Raw genomic sequence first — 17,229 nt, forward strand, 5'->3', positions numbered from 1 at the left:
ATTCTTCCGCAAGACTGTTTTTTTATTCAGGACATTGCTTTTCTGCCGCTCTGATACCGCTGTTACCCGTCGGATTCTGAATTATCTTAGAGGGTTGGTACTCGCATTCAGTACCGTATCTGTGCTTTGATGGTTTCTGAAAAAACAGAACAGGGGACGGGGATATGGCGCAGACGGCACTGTTGTCAGGGATTGTTCAGGCCTTAATGAAGCACCAGGGGCGGGCTCAGCGGGATACACACTATCCGGGCTGGCATACTGCGCCGGTGTGCGGTCTGATGAATGATCCTGCCGGGTTTATTTATCACAACGGCCTCTGGCACCTGTTCTATCAGTGGGATCCGTTTGGCTGCGAACATAAACATGCGTGCTGGGGGCACTGGTCTTCGGCGGATCTGATCAACTGGACACATGAGCCGGTCGCGCTGCTGCCGTCCGGCAATTATGATTCCGGCGGCTGTTTTTCCGGCAGCGCAGTGGTAAATAACAATACACTGACCCTCTGTTATACCGGCAGTCTGGTGTACCGTGACGGCTCACGGACATCGTGGCAGTGCCTGGCCCGGGAAAAGCCGGACGGCGGCTTTGAGAAATACGGTTCCGCGCTGGGGCTGCCGGAAGGATACAGCGCCGATGTGAGCAATCCGAAGGTCTGGCAGTACTGCGGCCAATGGTACATGGTGCTGGGTGCCCGCGATGAGAATGACAGAGGCTGTGTGCTGTTGTATGACGCGGCGGAGCCGGGTGAATGGGTATCGCGCGGCGTACTGGCCGGCAGCCGCTGTGGCGGGTTGCGGGATGCGGGGTATTTGTGGGAAAGCCCGGATTTCTTCCGGCTCGGTAATGAATGGGTGCTGCTGTGCTGCCCCCGTGGTATACCGCGGGAACCGACCCGTTTTCTGAATACCATTTCCGGCGCGTATCTGGTCGGGCAGTTTGATTATGAAAGCAAAACCTTCCGCCACAAACCGCAGATATATGAAGCTGATGCCGGGTTTGAATTTTATGCCCCGCAGACCACACTCGCCCCTGACGGACGGCGCATTATGGTGGCGCTGATGGGGGTACCGGGCGGTGAAGAGATGCAGCAGCCGACCGTTAAAAACGGCTGGCTCCACCAGATGACCTGTCCCCGTGAGCTGACACTGCAGAACGGACAGCTGTACCAGCGGCCGGTGAAAGAGCTGGAGGCGTTGCGCGGTACCGGCGGGCAGTGGTCAGGTGAAGCGGACAATGCTCTTGAGCTGAGTGCCGGGCGGCTGGAGGTGATTATCCGGCTCTCCGGCCCGCTGATCCTGAATTTCAGCAAACAGCTGATTTTTTCCTATGACGGGCATGAGATCCGCCTGTCGCGCCGGAGTCTGCTCAGTGGTGACTGGCAGCACCGCTACTGGCAGGGAGAGGTGAAACAACTGCATATTTTTACCGATCACTCGAGTGCGGAGATTTTTATCAATGACGGCGAGGCGGTAATGAGCAGCCGTTATTTCCCGCAGCAGACAGCGACACTGGTATTTCGTGGCCTTTCCCCGGTGCAGCTCAGCTACTGGCAGCTTAACCGCGCGGAAGTGGCCTGACGGCAGATAAAAAAAGACCGGCTTTTAAGCGCCGGTCTTTTTATGACAGACAATGATTACAGCGTGATTACACCAATCACGGCCATCACACTGAGGATGGTTGCCAGGCCGTAAAAGACCCAGCGTCCCGCAGGTACATGGATTTTCAGGTCATGCATGCAGTGGTGGATACGGTGAAGCGCACACCACAGCGGCAGGATAATCATCAGCAGCAGGAACACTTTGCCGATAAAACCCTGACAGAAGGCCAGGATGCGGCTGTAACTGAGCATATCCGGTGCCACAGCAAACGGAACCAGAAAAGCCAGCAGGACAATAACAGCCGGTGAAACAATGGCACTCCACATGCCGCCTGCGCCAAACAATCCCCAGAAAACCGGTTCCTGTGAGCGTTTCGGATTCGGATTAATCATATCAGCTTCCTTCCTTATCACAGTAACGCAACGGCCAGAATGACGGCGTTAACAATGAGGGTCACCACCCAGAGCAGACGGACAATCGGCTCCGGTCCCATTTTTTCGTCTTTGATAACGATATTGACGGCTTTCGGTGCCAGCTGGAACCAGGTCACCGTGTGCAGCAGAGTACCGGCCAGTGTCAGGATATTAACCAGTACCACCACCGGATTCTGCAGGAAGTGAACATACCCTGCCCAGTCCGCCGGGCCGCCCTTAAGACAGTAAACGCCGTACATCACCAGCAGGCTGAACCAGAGCTGGACCACTGCGGTGCCTTCCCGCAGCATATAAAAACGGTAAAAACCGAGTTTATTCCACCATGTCGGTGTCATTTCACGCACATAAGGCTTACGTTTGGTCGTCATTTCTCTCTTCCTTATTGTGGTTTCAGACGGGCAATAATGTAATCTTCCGCACTGGCGGCTTTACCCTGCTGAATAGCGGCTGCCGGATCCACATGTTTCGGACAGACTTCCGAGCAGTAACCCACGAAGGTACAGGTCCATACGCCGTTATCGCCGTTGATTTGTTTCATCCGCTCTTTTTTGCCGTGATCGCGGCTGTCGGTGTTATAGCGCTGCGCCAGTGTCAGCACACCCGGGCCGAGGAATTCCGGATTCAGGCCGAACTGCGGACAGGCGGCGTAGCACAGACCGCAGTTAATGCAGCCGGAGAACTGATGGTATTTCGCCATCTGTCCCGGGGTCTGGTTATTCGGGCCTTCGGACGGTTTGCGGTCATTGCCGATAATATAAGGCTTGATCGCTTCCAGGCTCTCGATAAAGTGCGTCATATCCACAACCAGGTCGCGCTCGATCGGGAAGTTGCCGAGTGCCTCAATTTCCATGCCCTGCGGATATTCGCGCAGGAAGGTTTTACAGGCGAGCTTCGGCACCTTATTGACCATCATGCCGCAGGAGCCGCAGATAGCCATCCGGCAGGACCAGCGGTAGGAGAGATCCGGCGCCAGGTTGTCTTTGATATAGCCCAGCGCATCCAGCAGTGACGTCTGCTCATCGTAAGGCACCTGATACGTGACAGCATGCGGCTCATTATCCGTTTCCGGGTTATAGCGCATCACTGACATTTTCAGCATTTTCATCTCAGCCATTGACGTTTTCCTTCTCTTTTGCCGCCTGTTCAGCCGCCGCCGCTTCACCACCGTAGACACGTTTTGCCGGGGCGGATTTGGTTATCTTCACATCACTGTATTCCAGATGCGGCGAACCGTCCGGATTGTGGAAGGCGAGGGTGTGTTTCAGGAAATTGACATCGTCGCGCTCAGTACAGCCTTCATCCAGACGCTGGTGCGCGCCGCGTGATTCTTTACGGTTAAAGGCGGAGTGCGCCATACATTCCGCGACATCCAGACCGAAGCCCAGCTCAATGGTGTAGAGCAGGTCGGTATTGAAGACAGAGGAGCGGTCAGTGATTTCAACGCGTTTGAAACGCTCTTTCAGTTCGGCCAGTTTATCGATGGTTTTCTGCATCAGTTCCGGTGTGCGGTAGATACCGCAGCCTTCTTCCATTGCCTCACCCATCTCATCACGCAGTCTGGCCCAGCTTTCGGTGCCCTTCTGGTTCATCAGCGCTTTCAGATTGTTTTCAATGTCAGCGGTGCGGGCATCGATAGCATTACTGTTGGCAGCGTGCGTTTCCTGTGCGTGCTTAGCCGCTTCTTCCCCGGCCAGACGACCGAAGACCACCAGTTCCGCCAGTGAGTTGGAACCGAGGCGGTTCGCACCGTGCAGACCGACGGAGGAGCACTCACCGACTGCAAACAGCCCTTTGATACGGGTTTCACAGCGCTGGTCGGTTTCGATACCGCCCATGGTGTAGTGCGCGGTCGGACGGACAGGGATCGGCTCTTTGACCGGGTCCACGCCGACATAGGCTTTCGCCAGCTCGCAGATAAACGGCAGACGCTCCAGCAGTTTTTTCTCGCCGAGATGGCGGAGATCCAGATAAACCACATCACCGCGGCTGGTTTTGATAGTCCGGCCTTTGCGCCACTCGTGCCAGAACGCCTGGGAGACTTTATCGCGAGGGCCGAGTTCCATGTATTTATTTTCCGGATGGCCGAGCGGGGTTTCCGGCCCCATGCCGTAATCCTGGAGATAGCGGTAGCCGTCTTTGTTGACCAGAATACCGCCTTCGCCCCGGCAGCCTTCTGTCATCAGAATACCGGAACCGGGCAGACCGGTCGGGTGATACTGAACGAATTCCATATCCCGCAGCGGCACGCCGTGACGGAAAGCCATTCCCATCCCGTCGCCGGTAACAATCCCGCCGTTAGTGTTATAGCGGTAGACACGACCGGCACCGCCGGTGGCCATAACCACGGAATTGGCGCGGATCTGAACTTTTGTCCCTTCCATCATGTTGATTGCCACCAGACCGCGCACATGGCCTTCATCCACAATGATATCGAGGACAAAATGCTCATCAAAACGCTGAATCTGAGGGTATTTCAGAGAGGTCTGGTACAGGGTGTGCAGCATATGAAAGCCGGTTTTATCGGCGGCGAACCAGGTCCGCTCGATTTTCATACCGCCGAAACGACGCACGTTGACGGAACCGTCTTCTTTGCGGCTCCACGGGCAGCCCCACAGTTCCAGCTGAGTCATTTCTGTCGGACAGTGTTCGACAAAATACTCCACCACATCCTGCTCACATAACCAGTCGCCCCCGGACACCGTATCACTGAAATGATAATCATAGGAATCATGGGATTGTGTCACAGCCGCAGAGCCACCTTCTGCGGCCACGGTGTGACTGCGCATCGGGTAAACTTTTGAGATCAGAGCAATTTTCAGGTTCGGGTTAGCTTCCGCAGCGGCAATCGCCGCCCGCAGCCCTGCGCCGCCTGCTCCGATAATTGCGATATCGGCATTAAAGGTTTGCACTGTGCTTCTCCATTGTTCAGGTAAATCGAAAGTTAAAATGTAAAAACGAAATCTGAAACGGGTACTTAAAATTGTTATCAGTAACCGAATCCTTTCAGTTGATAAAAACGCTAATCATTTTCGGTTACTGACTGGTTATAAAATCACATTCTGTTCAAAGTATAGCGAATAGCTGATCGTTTAAATTTGATATAACCAAGGGTTTTAAGCGCTAATTTTGCATTTTTGCGGATGAATAACCGGATATTTAAGGTAATCACCTAAGTAATTACTTGAGTGTAGTTATTTTGTTTTATTCCGGTTACATAAAATATACTGGGTAAACATATAATTAGCGCTAAAAGCATAGCGTATATCAGCGGCGGCACAATAATTAAATCTCAGAGGTGTGAATCAGACAGAAAACAGGCGGAAAATCAGTCAGTTTACGGGTATTTTCTGCGGGAAAATCCGGATGTTGCGGATATGTGATATTCATCACGACTATGGATTATTTCGCTCTAATTTTTGGTGTTTTGTTTTCGTTTTTGCTCATTATCAATCATGGAGGCAGAAAAAACGGCTACGCTATAACCATAATAAAGGAACATGACTGAGAGGAACCCATGTCTGATTCACCTGTCAATGAAGCGGATGTCATTATCATCGGCGGTGGTGCAACCGGTGCCGGGATGGCACGGGACTGCGCCCGGCGCGGCCTGCGCACGCTGTTACTGGAGCGGTTTGATATCGCGACCGGCGCGACCGGCCGCAACCACGGCCTGCTGCACAGCGGTGCCCGTTATGCGGTGACGGATCCGGAATCCGCCCGTGAGTGTATTTCGGAAAACCGGATCCTGCGGCGCATTGCCCGCCATTGTGTCGAGGAAACAGACGGCCTGTTTATCACACTGCCGGAAGATGAGGTGGCGTATCAGGCCACGTTTATTGAGGCCTGCCGCGCGGCGGGTATTGAGACTCAGGTGATGTCCCCGCAGGAGGCGCTGCGCTTTGAGCCGTCTGTAAACCCGGCACTGCTGGGGGCGGTGAAAGTGCCGGACGGCACGGTGGATCCGTTCCGTCTGACCGCCGCCAATATGCTGGATGCGCGGGAGCACGGTGCGCAGGTGCTGACCTATCACGAGGTCACGGATGTACTGCGTCAGGGCGATCAGGTAACCGGTGTGCAGGTTTATGATCATCAGAATCACCGCCGCTATCCGCTGTATGCGCCGGTGGTGGTCAATGCGGCAGGGATCTGGAGTCAGCGTATCGCCGGTTTTGCCGGGGTGCATATCAGCATGCTGCCTGCCAAAGGATCACTGCTGATCCTCGGGCACCGCCTTAACCAGCATGTTATTAACCGCTGCCGCAAACCGGGTGATGCGGATATTCTGGTGCCGGGGGATACCATTTCCCTGATCGGCACCACGTCAGTTCATATTCCTTATGATGATATCGACAATATGATTGTCACGGCGGATGAGGTCGATACCCTGATCCGTGAGGGCTCACGCCTGGCACCGGCGATGGCGCAGGCGCGTATTCTGCGGGCGTATGCGGGGGTCCGGCCGCTGGTGGCGGCGGATGACGATCCGACCGGGCGCAGTATCAGCCGGGGGATTGTGCTGCTGGATCATGAGAAACGCGACGGATTGCGCGGCTTCCTCACGATCACCGGCGGCAAGCTGATGACTTACCGGCTGATGGCGGAGTGGGCGACAGACGCGGTGTGCGCGAAGCTCGGTATAACCGCGCACTGTTCCACGGCGGAGGCGCCGCTGCCTGGTTCGGCACATTCGGCGGAACAGACATTGCGTAAAGTGATCTCCCTTCCTGCACCGCTGCGCGGATCGGCGGTGTACCGTCACGGCGATCGCGCGGCAGAACTGCCGCACACCACGCGGCTGGATAAAAGTCTGGTCTGTGAGTGTGAAGCGGTCACTGCCGGTGAGGTGCGCTATGCCACGGAAAGCCTGACGGTGAATAATCTGCTGGATCTGCGCCGCCGCACCCGTGTCGGCATGGGCACCTGTCAGGGCGAGCTGTGTGCCTGCCGTGCGGCGGAGTTGCTGACTCAGCTGAAAGTCACTACCGCTGAGAAATCCGAAACCGAACTGATGCATTTTCTGAATGAACGCTGGAAAGGTGTGCGCCCGGTGGCGTGGGGGAATGCACTGCGGGAAAGTGAGTTCACCGGCTGGGTGTATCAGGGATTATGCGGGCTGGAAAACAGCGGGACAGACGAACAGGGAGAGCAGCATGAAATATGATGTGGTTATCGCGGGCGGCGGTCTTGCCGGTCTCTCCTGCGGCGTGAAGCTGGCAGAGAGCGGACTGAGCTGCGCTATTATCAGCGCCGGACAGAGCGCGCTGCATTTCTCATCGGCATCACTGGATCTGCTTTCGGCACTGCCGGACGGGCAACCGGTCACTGAGCCGCTTTCGGCACTGGCAGCGCTGGCACATCAGGCGCCTGCTCATCCTTACAGTGTGATAGGGGAAAGTGCGGTGCGCCGCTGCGTGTCACAGGCAATGGCGCTGTTACAGCAGGATGCCTTGCCGTTGCGGGGATCGGCGGAACGTAATCACTGGCATCTGACCCCGGCCGGACAGTGGCGGATGAGCTGGCTGACACCGGATGTGGTGCCGGTTCTGAGCGAAAAAATGACGGCAGGCTGGCAGCCGGCTGCGGTTATCAGTATTACCGGTTTTCTTGATTTTCAGGCGGAAATGGCCGCCGCTGCACTGACCCGTCAGGGATATCCGGCACAGGCGTATACCCTGCATCTGCCGTGCCTGGATAAGTTACGCAATAACCCGAGTGAGTTCCGCTCTGTCAATATTGCCCGTGTGCTGGATTTGCCGCAAAACCGGCAGGAACTGGCTGATGAACTGGCACAGTGCGGTATCACGGAACAAACCCTGATTTTACCGGCCTGTTTCGGGGCGGAAAACAGTGACGGAATTGCCTTCTTACAGCAGCAGCTGAATAAAACGGTTTATCAGTTACCGACCCTTCCGCCGTCACTGTTGGGAATACGTCTGCATCAGGCATTACTGCGCCGCTTCCGCCGGGCGGGGGGATTTGTGATGCCGGGGGACAGTGTCATTTCTGTCTGCCGTGACGGTGAGCGGATCACACATCTGTTTACCCGCAATCACGGTGATATTCCGGTACAGGCTGAGCAGTTTGTGCTGGCGACCGGCAGTTTCTTCAGTAACGGGCTGGCGAGCGATATTGACCATATTTATGAGCCATTGCTGAATCTTAATCTGACCGAAACCCTGCCGCGCCGGGAATGGACATCGGCAGATCTGTTTGCCCGTCAGCGTTATCTGGAAGCGGGGGTGGCGACAGATGCACATCTGCATCCGTCGGATGCGCACGGTACTATCACTAATCTGTATGCTGCCGGGGCGGTACTGGGCGGGTATAACCCGTTACAGGAGGGCTGCGGTGCGGGTGTTTCTCTTGTCACTGCGATGTACGCAGCGGAACAGATTCTGGCGCAGACGGGCGCAGGCAGCACGATGCCGGTAACGGAGGAACAGGTATGAGCACGGGACAAACACAGTTTGAGAACTGCATCAAATGTACAGTCTGCACAACTTACTGCCCGGTGGCGAAGGTTAATCCGGATTATCCGGGGCCGAAACAGGCGGGGCCGGACGGTGAGCGGCTGCGTCTGAAAGATGCCATGCTGTATGATGATGCGCTCACCCTCTGCACCAACTGTAAACGCTGCGAAGTGGCGTGCCCGTCGGATGTCCGCATCGGGGATATTATCGCCCGTGCCAAACTGACATATTCCCCGTCACGGCCGAAAATCCGTGACGCGATTCTGAGCCACACCGATCTGATGGGATCACTCTCCTCGCAGTTTGCGCCTGTGGTCAATACTATCACCGGCCTGAAACCGGTGCGTAAACTGCTGGATACTGCTCTGAAAATTGATCACCGCCGCGAGTTGCCGAAATATTCGTTCGGTACTTTCCGCCGCTGGTACAAAAAACAGCAGGAAAACCAGGCTAAATTCGGCGAACAGGTCGCGTACTTCCACGGTTGTTATGTGAATTATAACCATCCGCAGCTTGGTAAAGATGTGATTAAGGTCTTTAACAGCATGGGGATCGGCGTGCAGCTGCTGGAGCGGGAAAAATGCTGTGGTGTGGCGCTGATCGCCAACGGTTTTGCAAAGCAGGCTAAAAAACAGGCGGCGGTGAATATGGAATCTCTCACCAAAGCCATTGTTGAACAGAAGATGCCGGTGATTGCGACATCCTCCACCTGTGCTTTTACCCTGCGGGATGAATATCCGCATATCCTGGATGTGGATACCGCGCCGCTGCGCGATAACATAGAGCTGGTGACCCGTTATCTTTACCGGCTGATGCAGGACGGGCGCAGGCCGGCGCTGAAGCATACGCCGCTGAAAGTCGGTTATCACACGCCGTGCCATATGGAAAAAATGGGCTGGACGGCCTATTCCCTTGAGCTTATCCGCTCAATCCCGGGGGTGGAACTGATCGTGCTGGATTCACAATGCTGTGGTATCGCCGGAACTTACGGGTTTAAAAAGGAAAACTACGAAACATCACAGGCAATTGGTTCCCCGCTGTTCCGCCAGATAGAAGAGTGCGGTATTGACCTGGTGATCAGTGACTGTGAAACCTGTAAATGGCAGATTGAGATGTCTACCAGCAAAAAATGTGAGCACCCGGTATCTCTGCTGGCGCGGGCGCTGGCATAAAAAAGGATGACAGAAACCGGCTGAATATTACGTATAAACCGCATTTTCTATTCACTTTTCTCTCCCGCCCGGTGCTAGCATCGGGCGGATTTTTTAAAGAAAATAATAAAGATATTGAGAGGAAAATGAACAATTTCGCATCACATTCAGTCACTAACTGTATAATTGCAGTGTCAATGGTATTCCTGCTTTCCGCCTGCTCAAGCCGCCTGCCGGATCACACCGAACAATCTGATTTTCTGAGTGATTATCAGCGCCTGACCGAAACAGCAACAGCCTCCGGTGAGGTGATTAAATCCTGGCGGGCTGATGATTTCACTGCAGAAAACCCGAAAACAAAGCTGATCTTTACGCCGGTTGTGTTTAAGCCGCTGAATGAAAATAACAAAATGGGTAAACAGTTTATGGCTGTTTTGCTCAACTACACCAATCAGCAGATCAAAAGTGAGCTGGCAAAACGGTATCAGCTGACAGAAACCGCCGCACCGGGTGTGCTGCGTTTTGAGGGCGTGGTCACCGCCGTTAAAGTGACCAATAAAGATTTCAAACCGTATGAGGTCTTACCGGTGATGCTGATTGTCGCCGGAACACAGCTGGCAATCGGTAACCGGGATGCAGATACGTCAATGTATTTTGAATGGAAAATTACCGATTCAGTATCGAAAAAACCATATCTTGAAGCGATCCGTAAAAATAAAGGTGAGCAGATGAGTAATAAAGATCAGACTATCACCTTACAGGAACTGAAAGCAGCGGTTGATACGATCGCCGCAGAGGTCCTGCCTGCCGCATAATGAATACCGGCGGCGGATTATCTGCCGCCGGTTTCCAGCAGCAGGCGCTGTGCTTCCGAATGCATCAGATCCAGCTCATACTGTAAATCATTCACGGCCTGCTTCAGGTGGCGGTATTCCCGGCGATCGTCACGGGTTATCTCCTTATCGCGGCCGTAGCGCAGTTTATCCTCCAGTTTTGACAGATCATATTTTGCGTCTGACAGCGCGGATTTCTGCTGTGAGATAATCTGTCCCTTGAGGAAAAAGATCTGCATATTCTGCTGCTGCCGGGCGGAAAGCAACGGCGTACATTGCACCATCATCTGGTCAAATGCGTATTCTGTTCCGATAGTCAGCGCCGTTTCATACACGCAGTAGCGCTCTTTCAGCCCCCTCTGATATCCGGCGTCCCATTGCGGTTTGCTGAACGTCAGATTGTGCGTCTGACACTCGCGCAGAATGCTGTTGTAATATTGCGGGTGTCCGCCAACGCTGCCGGTATTGTAACCGGCGGCATGCCAGTCACGCTGATAGGAGAGACAGGTTTGCTTCTCTTTCTCCCGGGCAATCCGCGCCTCTTCAGCCTGTTGCGCCTCACGCGCCTGTTTTTCCGCGATCCCCGCCGGAGAGGCGGTATACAGCGAGTAGTTATAGCTGTCGCGGGCATCACCAATCGTCCCGCAGGCACTCAGCAGCAGCGGGCAGAGCAGTACAGGCAGAAGGGCGGGTAAGCGGTTTATCATGGTTTATCCGTTGTATTTTACGATGGCGGAAAGATTCTGGTTATCGAGCGCACTCAGTCTGCTGCGGTACTGACGCAGTGTCCGCTCCGCATCCCGCTGTTCCTGTTTCAGGCGGCGCAGCAGATGGCGGGCCTCACGGGCATCTTCCGGGTTCATGCTGTCTTTGCTGTATTCCAGATTGCTGATCGTGCGATCCAGATCGTTATAACTCGTTTCCAGTTCGCTGATCTGACGATTGATTTCCGACCAGCGCAGCCCCAGTTGCCAGGCGTTATTCAGTTGCGAAATCTGTGCCGGTTTCTTTTGGCAGCGGTTTGCCTGATAGGTGTAATTCTGTTTACCGGTGTTATACGCCTGCAAAGGCTCGCAGTACAACTGGCTGCCGCTTTTGTAGCCGCTGTCCCACTGACTGCGGTCAATCACAAAATCATGCTTTTCACATAACGCCCGGTATTCAGCCAGCCCCGGCGCGCTGTCGATACCGGCCAGTGCATAATCACGCCCCAGGGTTAATGATCCTTTTTTACAGATTTCCCGTTCACCGGCGGCCTGCCGTGAAATTTGCATGGCGCGCCACTCTGCATCAGACATACAGCCGTTCAGCAGCGGAAGCAGACAGAGCAGGAAAACAGACTTTTTCATCAGCATGACATTCCCTTAAAACCACATGGTGAAAGGCAGAGCCAGATATTGTCCGAAGGTCAGCACGCCGTCGGCTGCTGTCGCAAACGGAGACAGGGCGGTGGCTTTACGGTTCTGAGATTCCAGTAATGCTTTATCTTTGGTGGTGACCGTATCAAGCAGGTACGGGAACGGGCGCGGTAATTTTGTTCTTACTGCGGCTTTTGATGCCGTCGTGGTGGCAAAAATTTGTGCGCGGCTGTCGCCCAACGGAAAATAAAAACACGGCTCTTTCAGATGGGGGGCAAAATAAATCCGTTCGCGTTCAAATGATTTTTTATATTCATCGATCTGCGATTGCGGCACGGTATTGTTAAAGCACATAATCAGAGCGAGATCGTTAAGTATCGGTTTTTCCAGCGGGATACCGTTATCATCAACCAGAATGTAGCGCCATATTCCCCAGCCTTCTTCATCACGATACAGCACGCGGATATTATCGCGGATAGCCGGGGTATCAATAATGAACTGCACTTTTTTGGCTACCGGCGCAATATAGGAATATTGATTACCCACGATCAGAAACTCTTTTTTCTCCGGGTCATAAGAAAAACCGATGAAACTGTCTTCGCTCCGGTTGGTGACTGTCGCTTTAAATGCATCAGTGGATTTCAGTACTTTGTCACTGACAATACTGCGGTTGATGGGGTCATAACTGCCGCAGGCGGTCAGCAGCGCAACGATGATACCGGAGAGGAGGTAATGCATTATCCGCATTATGATGTTTCCATATGGCTGATATATATTTTTATTATGTATATATGAACATACCTGATTCATACGGAATGATAAGCCGGATTAGTCTGTAATAACGAAAATCCCCGCACCGCATCTGCGGTACGGGGATCGGAAAAACAACCGGTCAGAGGATATTCCGGCGATCAGTACAGCCAGTCACGGCCCATACGGTCAGCAGCCATAATCGCGGCGTAAACCTGATCAGAATCGACTTCGAACGGCATGTTATAGATGGTTTCGTTGTCTGCACAACTCAGTTCGGCAACGGCCATGACCTTCTCTTCCAGTTCAGTACCGATGCTGTCCACACCCAGTTCTTCCAGGGTGATTGGCAGACCGACCTGTGCACAGAACTCCAGTACGGTTTCCAGCTCTTCCGCCGGAGCATTTTCCAGCACTAACTGCACGAGAGTACCGAACGCCACTTTTTCACCGTGGTACATGTGGTGGCACTCTTCCAGCGCGGTAAAGCCGTTGTGGATAGCATGTGCCGCCGCAAGCCCGGCACTTTCAAAGCCCAGCCCGCTGAGCAGGGTGTTGGCTTCAATGATGTTTTCCACCGCTTTGGTGCTGACTCCGGCTTCCACCGCCAGTTTGGCTTTGATGCCGTCGCTGAGCAGGGTATCAAAGCAGAGATTCGCCAGTGCCAGTGCCGCCAGTGTGGTGCTGCCGCCGGCCATAGTGGCTTTTCCGGCTGCGCTGCATGCACGTGCCTCAAAGTAAGTGGCCAGCGCATCACCCATTCCGGCAACCAGCAGACGAGCCGGTGCGCGGGCAATGATATTGGTATCCATCACTACCACGTTCGGGTTCTGCGGATAGAACAGGTAGCTGTCGAACGCACCGAGTTCATTATAGATAACGGACAGTGCGCTGGTCGGCGCATCCGTTGATGCGATAGTCGGGGCAATGATCACCGGCAGTTTGGCAAAATGCGCCACAGCCTTGGCGGTATCCAGTGTTTTACCGCCGCCCACACCCAGTACCGCCTGGCATTTATGGTTTTTCGCCAGTTTGGTCAGACGGTCGATCTCCTCGTGAGTACACTCGCCGCCGAAGGTTTCAAAGACACCGCTGACTTCGTATTCGCTCAGGCTGTCATTCACAATATCGCCCACCAGCTCGCGGACAAATTTATCAGCAATCACCAACGTTTTTTCCGCTAATGGTCTGATGTATTTACCCACATGGTAAAGCGCGTCCGGACCCTGAATGTATTTGGCCGGGGATTGGATCACTTTTAACATACTCAAGCTCCTGAATGCATTCGCGTTATGGTGTCAGTGAGGGATAGTATTCCGTCTGAATCAGACTAACAGTTACAGTAACGGATATGTGAGAGCTGACGCACTGTACGGGCCGGGAACACGGGGCAGATCGGGAAAATGTGATACAGACGACAGCGCAGAGGCAGGATAGCGCCTCTGCGTGTCAGAAAAATGAACAATCAGTGATGCGCGGGCAGGGAGCCGTCAGCGCGTTGCGCAAAAAAAGAGCGCAGGATCAGATTGAGCAGCACGCCGTAAGCCGGCAGGAAGAACAGCATGCAGATAGTGACTTTGAAACTGTAATCCACCAGGGCGATTTCCACCCAGTTTGCCGCCATAAACGGATCGGTACTGCGCCAGAAGGCGATAAAGAAGAAGGCCAGGGTATCGATCAGGTTACCGACAAACATCGCGGCAGCCGGGGCCACATACCAGCGGCGGTTCTGACGCAGACGGTTAAAGACACTCACATCCAGAATCTGCCCGAGGGCATATGCCATAAAACTGGCGGCTGCTATCCGCGCCACAAACAGGTTGAAATGCGAAAGTGCTTCAACACCGGCCCATGCCCCCTGAAAGAACAGGGCGGAGACTACATAGGAAATGGCCAGTGCCGGGATCATGACTGACGTGATAATCCGCCGTGCCAGCGGCGCGCCGTAAATACGGACGGTCAGATCGGTTGCCAGAAAAATAAACGGAAACGTGAATGCCCCCCAGGTGGTATGGAAGCCGAAAATAGTGATCGGTAACTGCACCAGGTAGTTACTGGAGGTAATGATCAGAATGTGAAAAAGTGATAACCAGACAAGCGCGGTGCGCCGCTGGCGGGCAGATAAATCAAACATATTGTACCTTTTTGGTGGTTGGGGTGAGGGAACCCAATAATCTCGGACGCAATAATACGTCGTTTGCGCAACAAAAGCAAAGAACTCTCCCGGTCTGGCCGTGAGAGTTTCCTGTTATTCGCCGCCTGAATAATGCGGCTCTGTTTCATCGCCGGGGATGGCGAATCTGAACGGTTCGGATTCCCGGAAATACTTTGTCACATTCCCGGTAAAGCGATGCTGCTGGTTATTTCCCAGCGCCAGTTTCCTGACCGTACCGGTCTGTGCTGAGAAGTCGATCTCACTGAGATCCACCCAAATCACTGCGGGAGCCATCACGGCATCAAAGAAGTAGCGCTTGCTCCGGTGATCTGCCACTGTGCGCCAGCGGGTGGAAGAGAGAGGATCAACCTCACCGCTGACAACCGCATTCCGGGTTTGTGCTGAGCGGTAAGGAGTGGATGTATAGCGGATAACACTGAGAACGGCAGCAAGTGCCTCATCAGAGCTCAGATTTTCCGGAATACGACTGCTGTAAAATGTTGCCCTGACAAACCGGTCTTCCGAACGGCGTGAGCCGGGCAGTACTTTCAGTCCGTCTGCGGTTTCCCAGTAGCGGCCGAGAGCAAGCTGGTCACTGAATACCGGGGAATTGGTCATCACATCGGTACCATCATTCTGATAAATCACTAATTTCCCGTCAGTATACTCAATAACTGCACTGTCACCACGGCTATCAGAAACAGATAAATGCAGTGATACCAGCCGGTCTCTGCCCGGTTCCTGGTCAGTAACAATGACGAAGGTTTCTTTTTTTAATTCCTCAACCGCTTCTTTTACCGTGGCAAAATTATCCAGAACATACTGAGCCCAGACAGAGACCGGCATGAGTTTGTGTTGCCGGTTGTCTTCAGGGTAGATTGTTTCATCCAGCCAGAGCTGATTGACGGATAATCCTTTTTCATTCATGCCGTCTATCGTGGCAATGTCATAAGCCGTCGCGATCACACTGCCGTAGCGGGATGTCCAGGTGACGCCCCGATTACCGGGAACACTTTCCCTGTGCATACCGCGGGGGAAAATCCACAGATTAGTCCCGGCGGGTTTTGACCAGTCCATTGACCGTGCGGTCATATGCAGATCATTTTCACCGTGATACACAAACCGGGTACAGGCATCAGCGGTGTGCGGCGCGATCAGGGCAGCGGCCATGACTGCCGGGATAAAAACGGATTTCACAGATCTTTTCATCATTATTTCTCCATGCGGGGAGCTCTGAGCCTGACCGGAAGTGGTTACTGAATAAATATCAATTTTTAGCCCGGGAGATTAAAAACACAGAAGGGGCGCAGGACGTTTATTTCCGGTATAATTCGCAGATTCGTTACTTAACAGGACAATCATGATGTCTGATACTTTTTCCTGTGCCGATAAAACACTCGACACACTCGGGCTGCGCTGCCCGGAGCCGGTGATGCTGGTGCGTAAAACCATCCGCGGGATGAATACCGGTGACGTTTTGCTGGTGGTGGCGGATGATCCGGCGACCACGCGGGACATTCCCGGGTTCTGCCGTTTTATGGAGCATGAGCTGGTGGCTCAGGACGCTGAAACCGCGCCGTACCGCTATCTGATCCGCAAAAAAGAGAGTGCGCTGTAATCCATCCTTCAGGGACTGAACCATGCTTGACCGCTTTGATACCTTTCTGCTGGCACAGAAACACTCGTCTCTGACCGGCTGGCGCCGGTTTATCCTTGAATTCTGGTTTTTCGGTCTGAAAGAGGCACGGGCGTGTCTGTTTGCCGCCTTCTTTTTTCTCGCCCTGTTTCTGGTGCCTGCCGCCGGTGTTGCCGGGATCCCCCGTTATGATTTTCTGCTGATCCTGGCGGTACTGTTTCAGGCCGCGATGGTGTGGAAAAAGCTGGAAACCACGGATGAACTGAAAGCCATCTGTATTTTCCTCGTGGTCGGTTTTGTCATGGAGCTGTTTAAAACCTCATCCGCCATCGGCTCGTGGAACTACCCTGATGCAGCGTATACCAAATTATGGAATGTACCGTTATTCACCGGGTTTATGTATGCGGCGGTCGGCAGTTATGTGATTCAGGCGTGGCGTTTCCTGAATGTCAGAATTGAAAACTTCCCGCCGTACTGGCTGGCAACCCTGATTGCGCTGGCGATTTATGTGAATTTCTTTGCCCATCATTTTATCGGCGATTACCGCTGGTATCTCACCGCTTTTATTCTCGGGTTGTATGCGCGGACCATGGTTTACTACACGCCGTATGATAAAGAGCGCAAAATGCCGTTATTACTGAGTTTTGTGCTGATCGGCTTTTTTATCTGGCTGGCAGAAAACTTCGGCACCTTTTTCGGCGTCTGGCAGTATCCGAACCAGATAGGGGCGTGGGCGACTGTGCATGCCGGAAAATGGGCGTCCTGGTCGCTGCTGGTGATTGTCACCTTCACGATTGTGGCCTATCTCAAACACATTAAAGCCACGATCCTGGTGGTGAGATAA

17 protein-coding genes are annotated in these 17,229 nt (G+C 53.6%); 7 read left to right on the top strand and 10 right to left on the bottom strand.

Going from position 1 to position 17,229, the window contains the following annotated elements; translation table 11 throughout:
- Positions 1 to 164 precede the first annotated feature (164 nt).
- Positions 165 to 1,577: a sucrose-6-phosphate hydrolase gene (locus AB7038_RS04640; RefSeq protein ID WP_368889923.1), complete on the top strand. Its 1,413-nt coding sequence runs from the start codon at positions 165 to 167 to the stop codon at positions 1,575 to 1,577.
- A 56-nt stretch (positions 1,578 to 1,633) separates the two neighbouring features.
- Here AB7038_RS04640 and frdD read toward each other — a convergent pair whose 3' ends face one another.
- From frdD to frdA, 4 genes are read right to left on the bottom strand one after another with little or no spacing between them, the layout of a single operon-like run.
- Positions 1,634 to 1,990 carry a fumarate reductase subunit FrdD gene (frdD, locus tag AB7038_RS04645; protein ID WP_004240583.1) on the bottom strand — a complete coding sequence of 119 codons (357 nt, stop codon included), beginning with the start codon at positions 1,988 to 1,990 and terminating at the stop codon, positions 1,634 to 1,636.
- Between the two features lie 17 nt (positions 1,991 to 2,007).
- Positions 2,008 to 2,400 (bottom strand): fumarate reductase subunit FrdC, encoded by a 393-nt coding sequence (frdC, locus tag AB7038_RS04650; RefSeq protein ID WP_004236225.1) that lies wholly within the window; start codon positions 2,398 to 2,400, stop codon positions 2,008 to 2,010.
- 11 nt (positions 2,401 to 2,411) lie between these two features.
- Positions 2,412 to 3,146: a succinate dehydrogenase/fumarate reductase iron-sulfur subunit gene (locus AB7038_RS04655; protein ID WP_072869179.1), complete on the bottom strand. Its 735-nt coding sequence runs from the start codon at positions 3,144 to 3,146 to the stop codon at positions 2,412 to 2,414.
- Positions 3,139 to 4,941 carry a fumarate reductase (quinol) flavoprotein subunit gene (gene frdA, locus AB7038_RS04660; protein WP_368889924.1) on the bottom strand — a complete coding sequence of 601 codons (1,803 nt, stop codon included), beginning with the start codon at positions 4,939 to 4,941 and terminating at the stop codon, positions 3,139 to 3,141. Before frdA ends, AB7038_RS04655 begins: the two co-directional genes overlap by 8 nt.
- 605 nt (positions 4,942 to 5,546) lie before the next feature.
- Here frdA and glpA point away from each other — a divergent pair.
- The 4 genes from glpA (at position 5,547) to AB7038_RS04680 (ending at position 10,468) form a co-directional block, all read left to right on the top strand.
- Positions 5,547 to 7,193 (top strand): anaerobic glycerol-3-phosphate dehydrogenase subunit A, encoded by a 1,647-nt coding sequence (gene glpA, locus AB7038_RS04665; RefSeq protein ID WP_369452844.1) that lies wholly within the window; start codon positions 5,547 to 5,549, stop codon positions 7,191 to 7,193.
- Positions 7,183 to 8,481, top strand: coding sequence for a glycerol-3-phosphate dehydrogenase subunit GlpB (gene glpB, locus AB7038_RS04670; RefSeq protein ID WP_369452845.1), 1,299 nt, complete (start codon positions 7,183 to 7,185; stop codon positions 8,479 to 8,481). Before glpA ends, glpB begins: the two co-directional genes overlap by 11 nt.
- Positions 8,478 to 9,674: an anaerobic glycerol-3-phosphate dehydrogenase subunit GlpC gene (gene glpC, locus AB7038_RS04675; protein WP_369452846.1), complete on the top strand. Its 1,197-nt coding sequence runs from the start codon at positions 8,478 to 8,480 to the stop codon at positions 9,672 to 9,674. The genes glpB and glpC overlap by 4 nt, the downstream gene beginning before the upstream one ends.
- A gap of 176 nt (positions 9,675 to 9,850) precedes the next feature.
- Positions 9,851 to 10,468 (top strand): DUF3313 domain-containing protein, encoded by a 618-nt coding sequence (locus AB7038_RS04680; RefSeq protein ID WP_368889941.1) that lies wholly within the window; start codon positions 9,851 to 9,853, stop codon positions 10,466 to 10,468.
- 17 nt (positions 10,469 to 10,485) lie between these two features.
- On the opposite strand, the gene AB7038_RS04685 is transcribed toward AB7038_RS04680, so the two are convergent.
- The 6 genes from AB7038_RS04685 to AB7038_RS04710 all read right to left on the bottom strand — a co-directional run bounded on the left by AB7038_RS04685 (position 10,486) and on the right by AB7038_RS04710 (position 15,961).
- Complete coding sequence (locus tag AB7038_RS04685) at positions 10,486 to 11,193, bottom strand: DUF2799 domain-containing protein (RefSeq protein WP_369452847.1); 708 nt, start codon at positions 11,191 to 11,193, stop codon at positions 10,486 to 10,488.
- A gap of 3 nt (positions 11,194 to 11,196) precedes the next feature.
- A complete protein-coding gene (locus AB7038_RS04690) occupies positions 11,197 to 11,841 on the bottom strand; it encodes a DUF2799 domain-containing protein (RefSeq protein WP_369452848.1) in 645 nt (214 codons plus the stop codon).
- 9 nt (positions 11,842 to 11,850) lie between these two features.
- On the bottom strand, positions 11,851 to 12,591 hold the full coding sequence (locus AB7038_RS04695; protein ID WP_369452849.1) for a hypothetical protein: 741 nt from the start codon (positions 12,589 to 12,591) through the stop codon (positions 11,851 to 11,853).
- Between the two features lie 164 nt (positions 12,592 to 12,755).
- Entirely contained in the window at positions 12,756 to 13,859 is a 1,104-nt protein-coding gene (locus tag AB7038_RS04700) for a glycerol dehydrogenase (RefSeq protein WP_004236232.1), read from the bottom strand.
- 200 nt (positions 13,860 to 14,059) lie between these two features.
- A complete protein-coding gene (locus tag AB7038_RS04705; RefSeq protein ID WP_054425398.1) occupies positions 14,060 to 14,728 on the bottom strand; it encodes a 7-cyano-7-deazaguanine/7-aminomethyl-7-deazaguanine transporter in 669 nt (222 codons plus the stop codon).
- A gap of 114 nt (positions 14,729 to 14,842) precedes the next feature.
- The gene (locus tag AB7038_RS04710; protein ID WP_369452850.1) at positions 14,843 to 15,961 is read right to left on the bottom strand and encodes a linear amide C-N hydrolase; all 1,119 of its coding nucleotides are present in this window, start codon (positions 15,959 to 15,961) and stop codon (positions 14,843 to 14,845) included.
- Positions 15,962 to 16,112: 151 nt separating this feature from the next.
- Between AB7038_RS04710 and tusA the strand changes: the two genes are divergently transcribed.
- Positions 16,113 to 16,367: a sulfurtransferase TusA gene (gene tusA, locus AB7038_RS04715; protein WP_072869193.1), complete on the top strand. Its 255-nt coding sequence runs from the start codon at positions 16,113 to 16,115 to the stop codon at positions 16,365 to 16,367.
- 22 nt (positions 16,368 to 16,389) lie between these two features.
- A complete protein-coding gene (locus AB7038_RS04720; protein ID WP_369452851.1) occupies positions 16,390 to 17,229 on the top strand; it encodes a DUF817 domain-containing protein in 840 nt (279 codons plus the stop codon).

This window comes from Morganella morganii (genome assembly GCF_041099235.1).
GTDB classification, from domain to species: domain Bacteria; phylum Pseudomonadota; class Gammaproteobacteria; order Enterobacterales; family Enterobacteriaceae; genus Morganella; species Morganella morganii_E.

Excerpts from the sequence above, each read along its gene's own strand:
- AB7038_RS04640 (WP_368889923.1), top strand. The coding sequence starts at position 165 with ATGGCGCAGACGGCACTGTTGTCAGGGATTGTTCAGGCCTTAATGAAG.
- frdD (WP_004240583.1), bottom strand. The coding sequence starts at position 1,990 with ATGATTAATCCGAATCCGAAACGCTCACAGGAACCGGTTTTCTGGGGA.
- frdC (WP_004236225.1), bottom strand. The coding sequence starts at position 2,400 with ATGACGACCAAACGTAAGCCTTATGTGCGTGAAATGACACCGACATGG.
- AB7038_RS04655 (WP_072869179.1), bottom strand. The coding sequence starts at position 3,146 with ATGGCTGAGATGAAAATGCTGAAAATGTCAGTGATGCGCTATAACCCG.
- glpA (WP_369452844.1), top strand. The coding sequence starts at position 5,547 with ATGTCTGATTCACCTGTCAATGAAGCGGATGTCATTATCATCGGCGGT.
- glpB (WP_369452845.1), top strand. The coding sequence starts at position 7,183 with ATGAAATATGATGTGGTTATCGCGGGCGGCGGTCTTGCCGGTCTCTCC.
- glpC (WP_369452846.1), top strand. The coding sequence starts at position 8,478 with ATGAGCACGGGACAAACACAGTTTGAGAACTGCATCAAATGTACAGTC.
- AB7038_RS04680 (WP_368889941.1), top strand. The coding sequence starts at position 9,851 with ATGGTATTCCTGCTTTCCGCCTGCTCAAGCCGCCTGCCGGATCACACC.
- AB7038_RS04685 (WP_369452847.1), bottom strand. The coding sequence starts at position 11,193 with ATGATAAACCGCTTACCCGCCCTTCTGCCTGTACTGCTCTGCCCGCTG.
- AB7038_RS04690 (WP_369452848.1), bottom strand. The coding sequence starts at position 11,841 with ATGCTGATGAAAAAGTCTGTTTTCCTGCTCTGTCTGCTTCCGCTGCTG.
- AB7038_RS04695 (WP_369452849.1), bottom strand. The coding sequence starts at position 12,591 with ATGCGGATAATGCATTACCTCCTCTCCGGTATCATCGTTGCGCTGCTG.
- AB7038_RS04700 (WP_004236232.1), bottom strand. The coding sequence starts at position 13,859 with ATGTTAAAAGTGATCCAATCCCCGGCCAAATACATTCAGGGTCCGGAC.
- AB7038_RS04705 (WP_054425398.1), bottom strand. The coding sequence starts at position 14,728 with ATGTTTGATTTATCTGCCCGCCAGCGGCGCACCGCGCTTGTCTGGTTA.
- AB7038_RS04710 (WP_369452850.1), bottom strand. The coding sequence starts at position 15,961 with ATGATGAAAAGATCTGTGAAATCCGTTTTTATCCCGGCAGTCATGGCC.
- tusA (WP_072869193.1), top strand. The coding sequence starts at position 16,113 with ATGTCTGATACTTTTTCCTGTGCCGATAAAACACTCGACACACTCGGG.
- AB7038_RS04720 (WP_369452851.1), top strand. The coding sequence starts at position 16,390 with ATGCTTGACCGCTTTGATACCTTTCTGCTGGCACAGAAACACTCGTCT.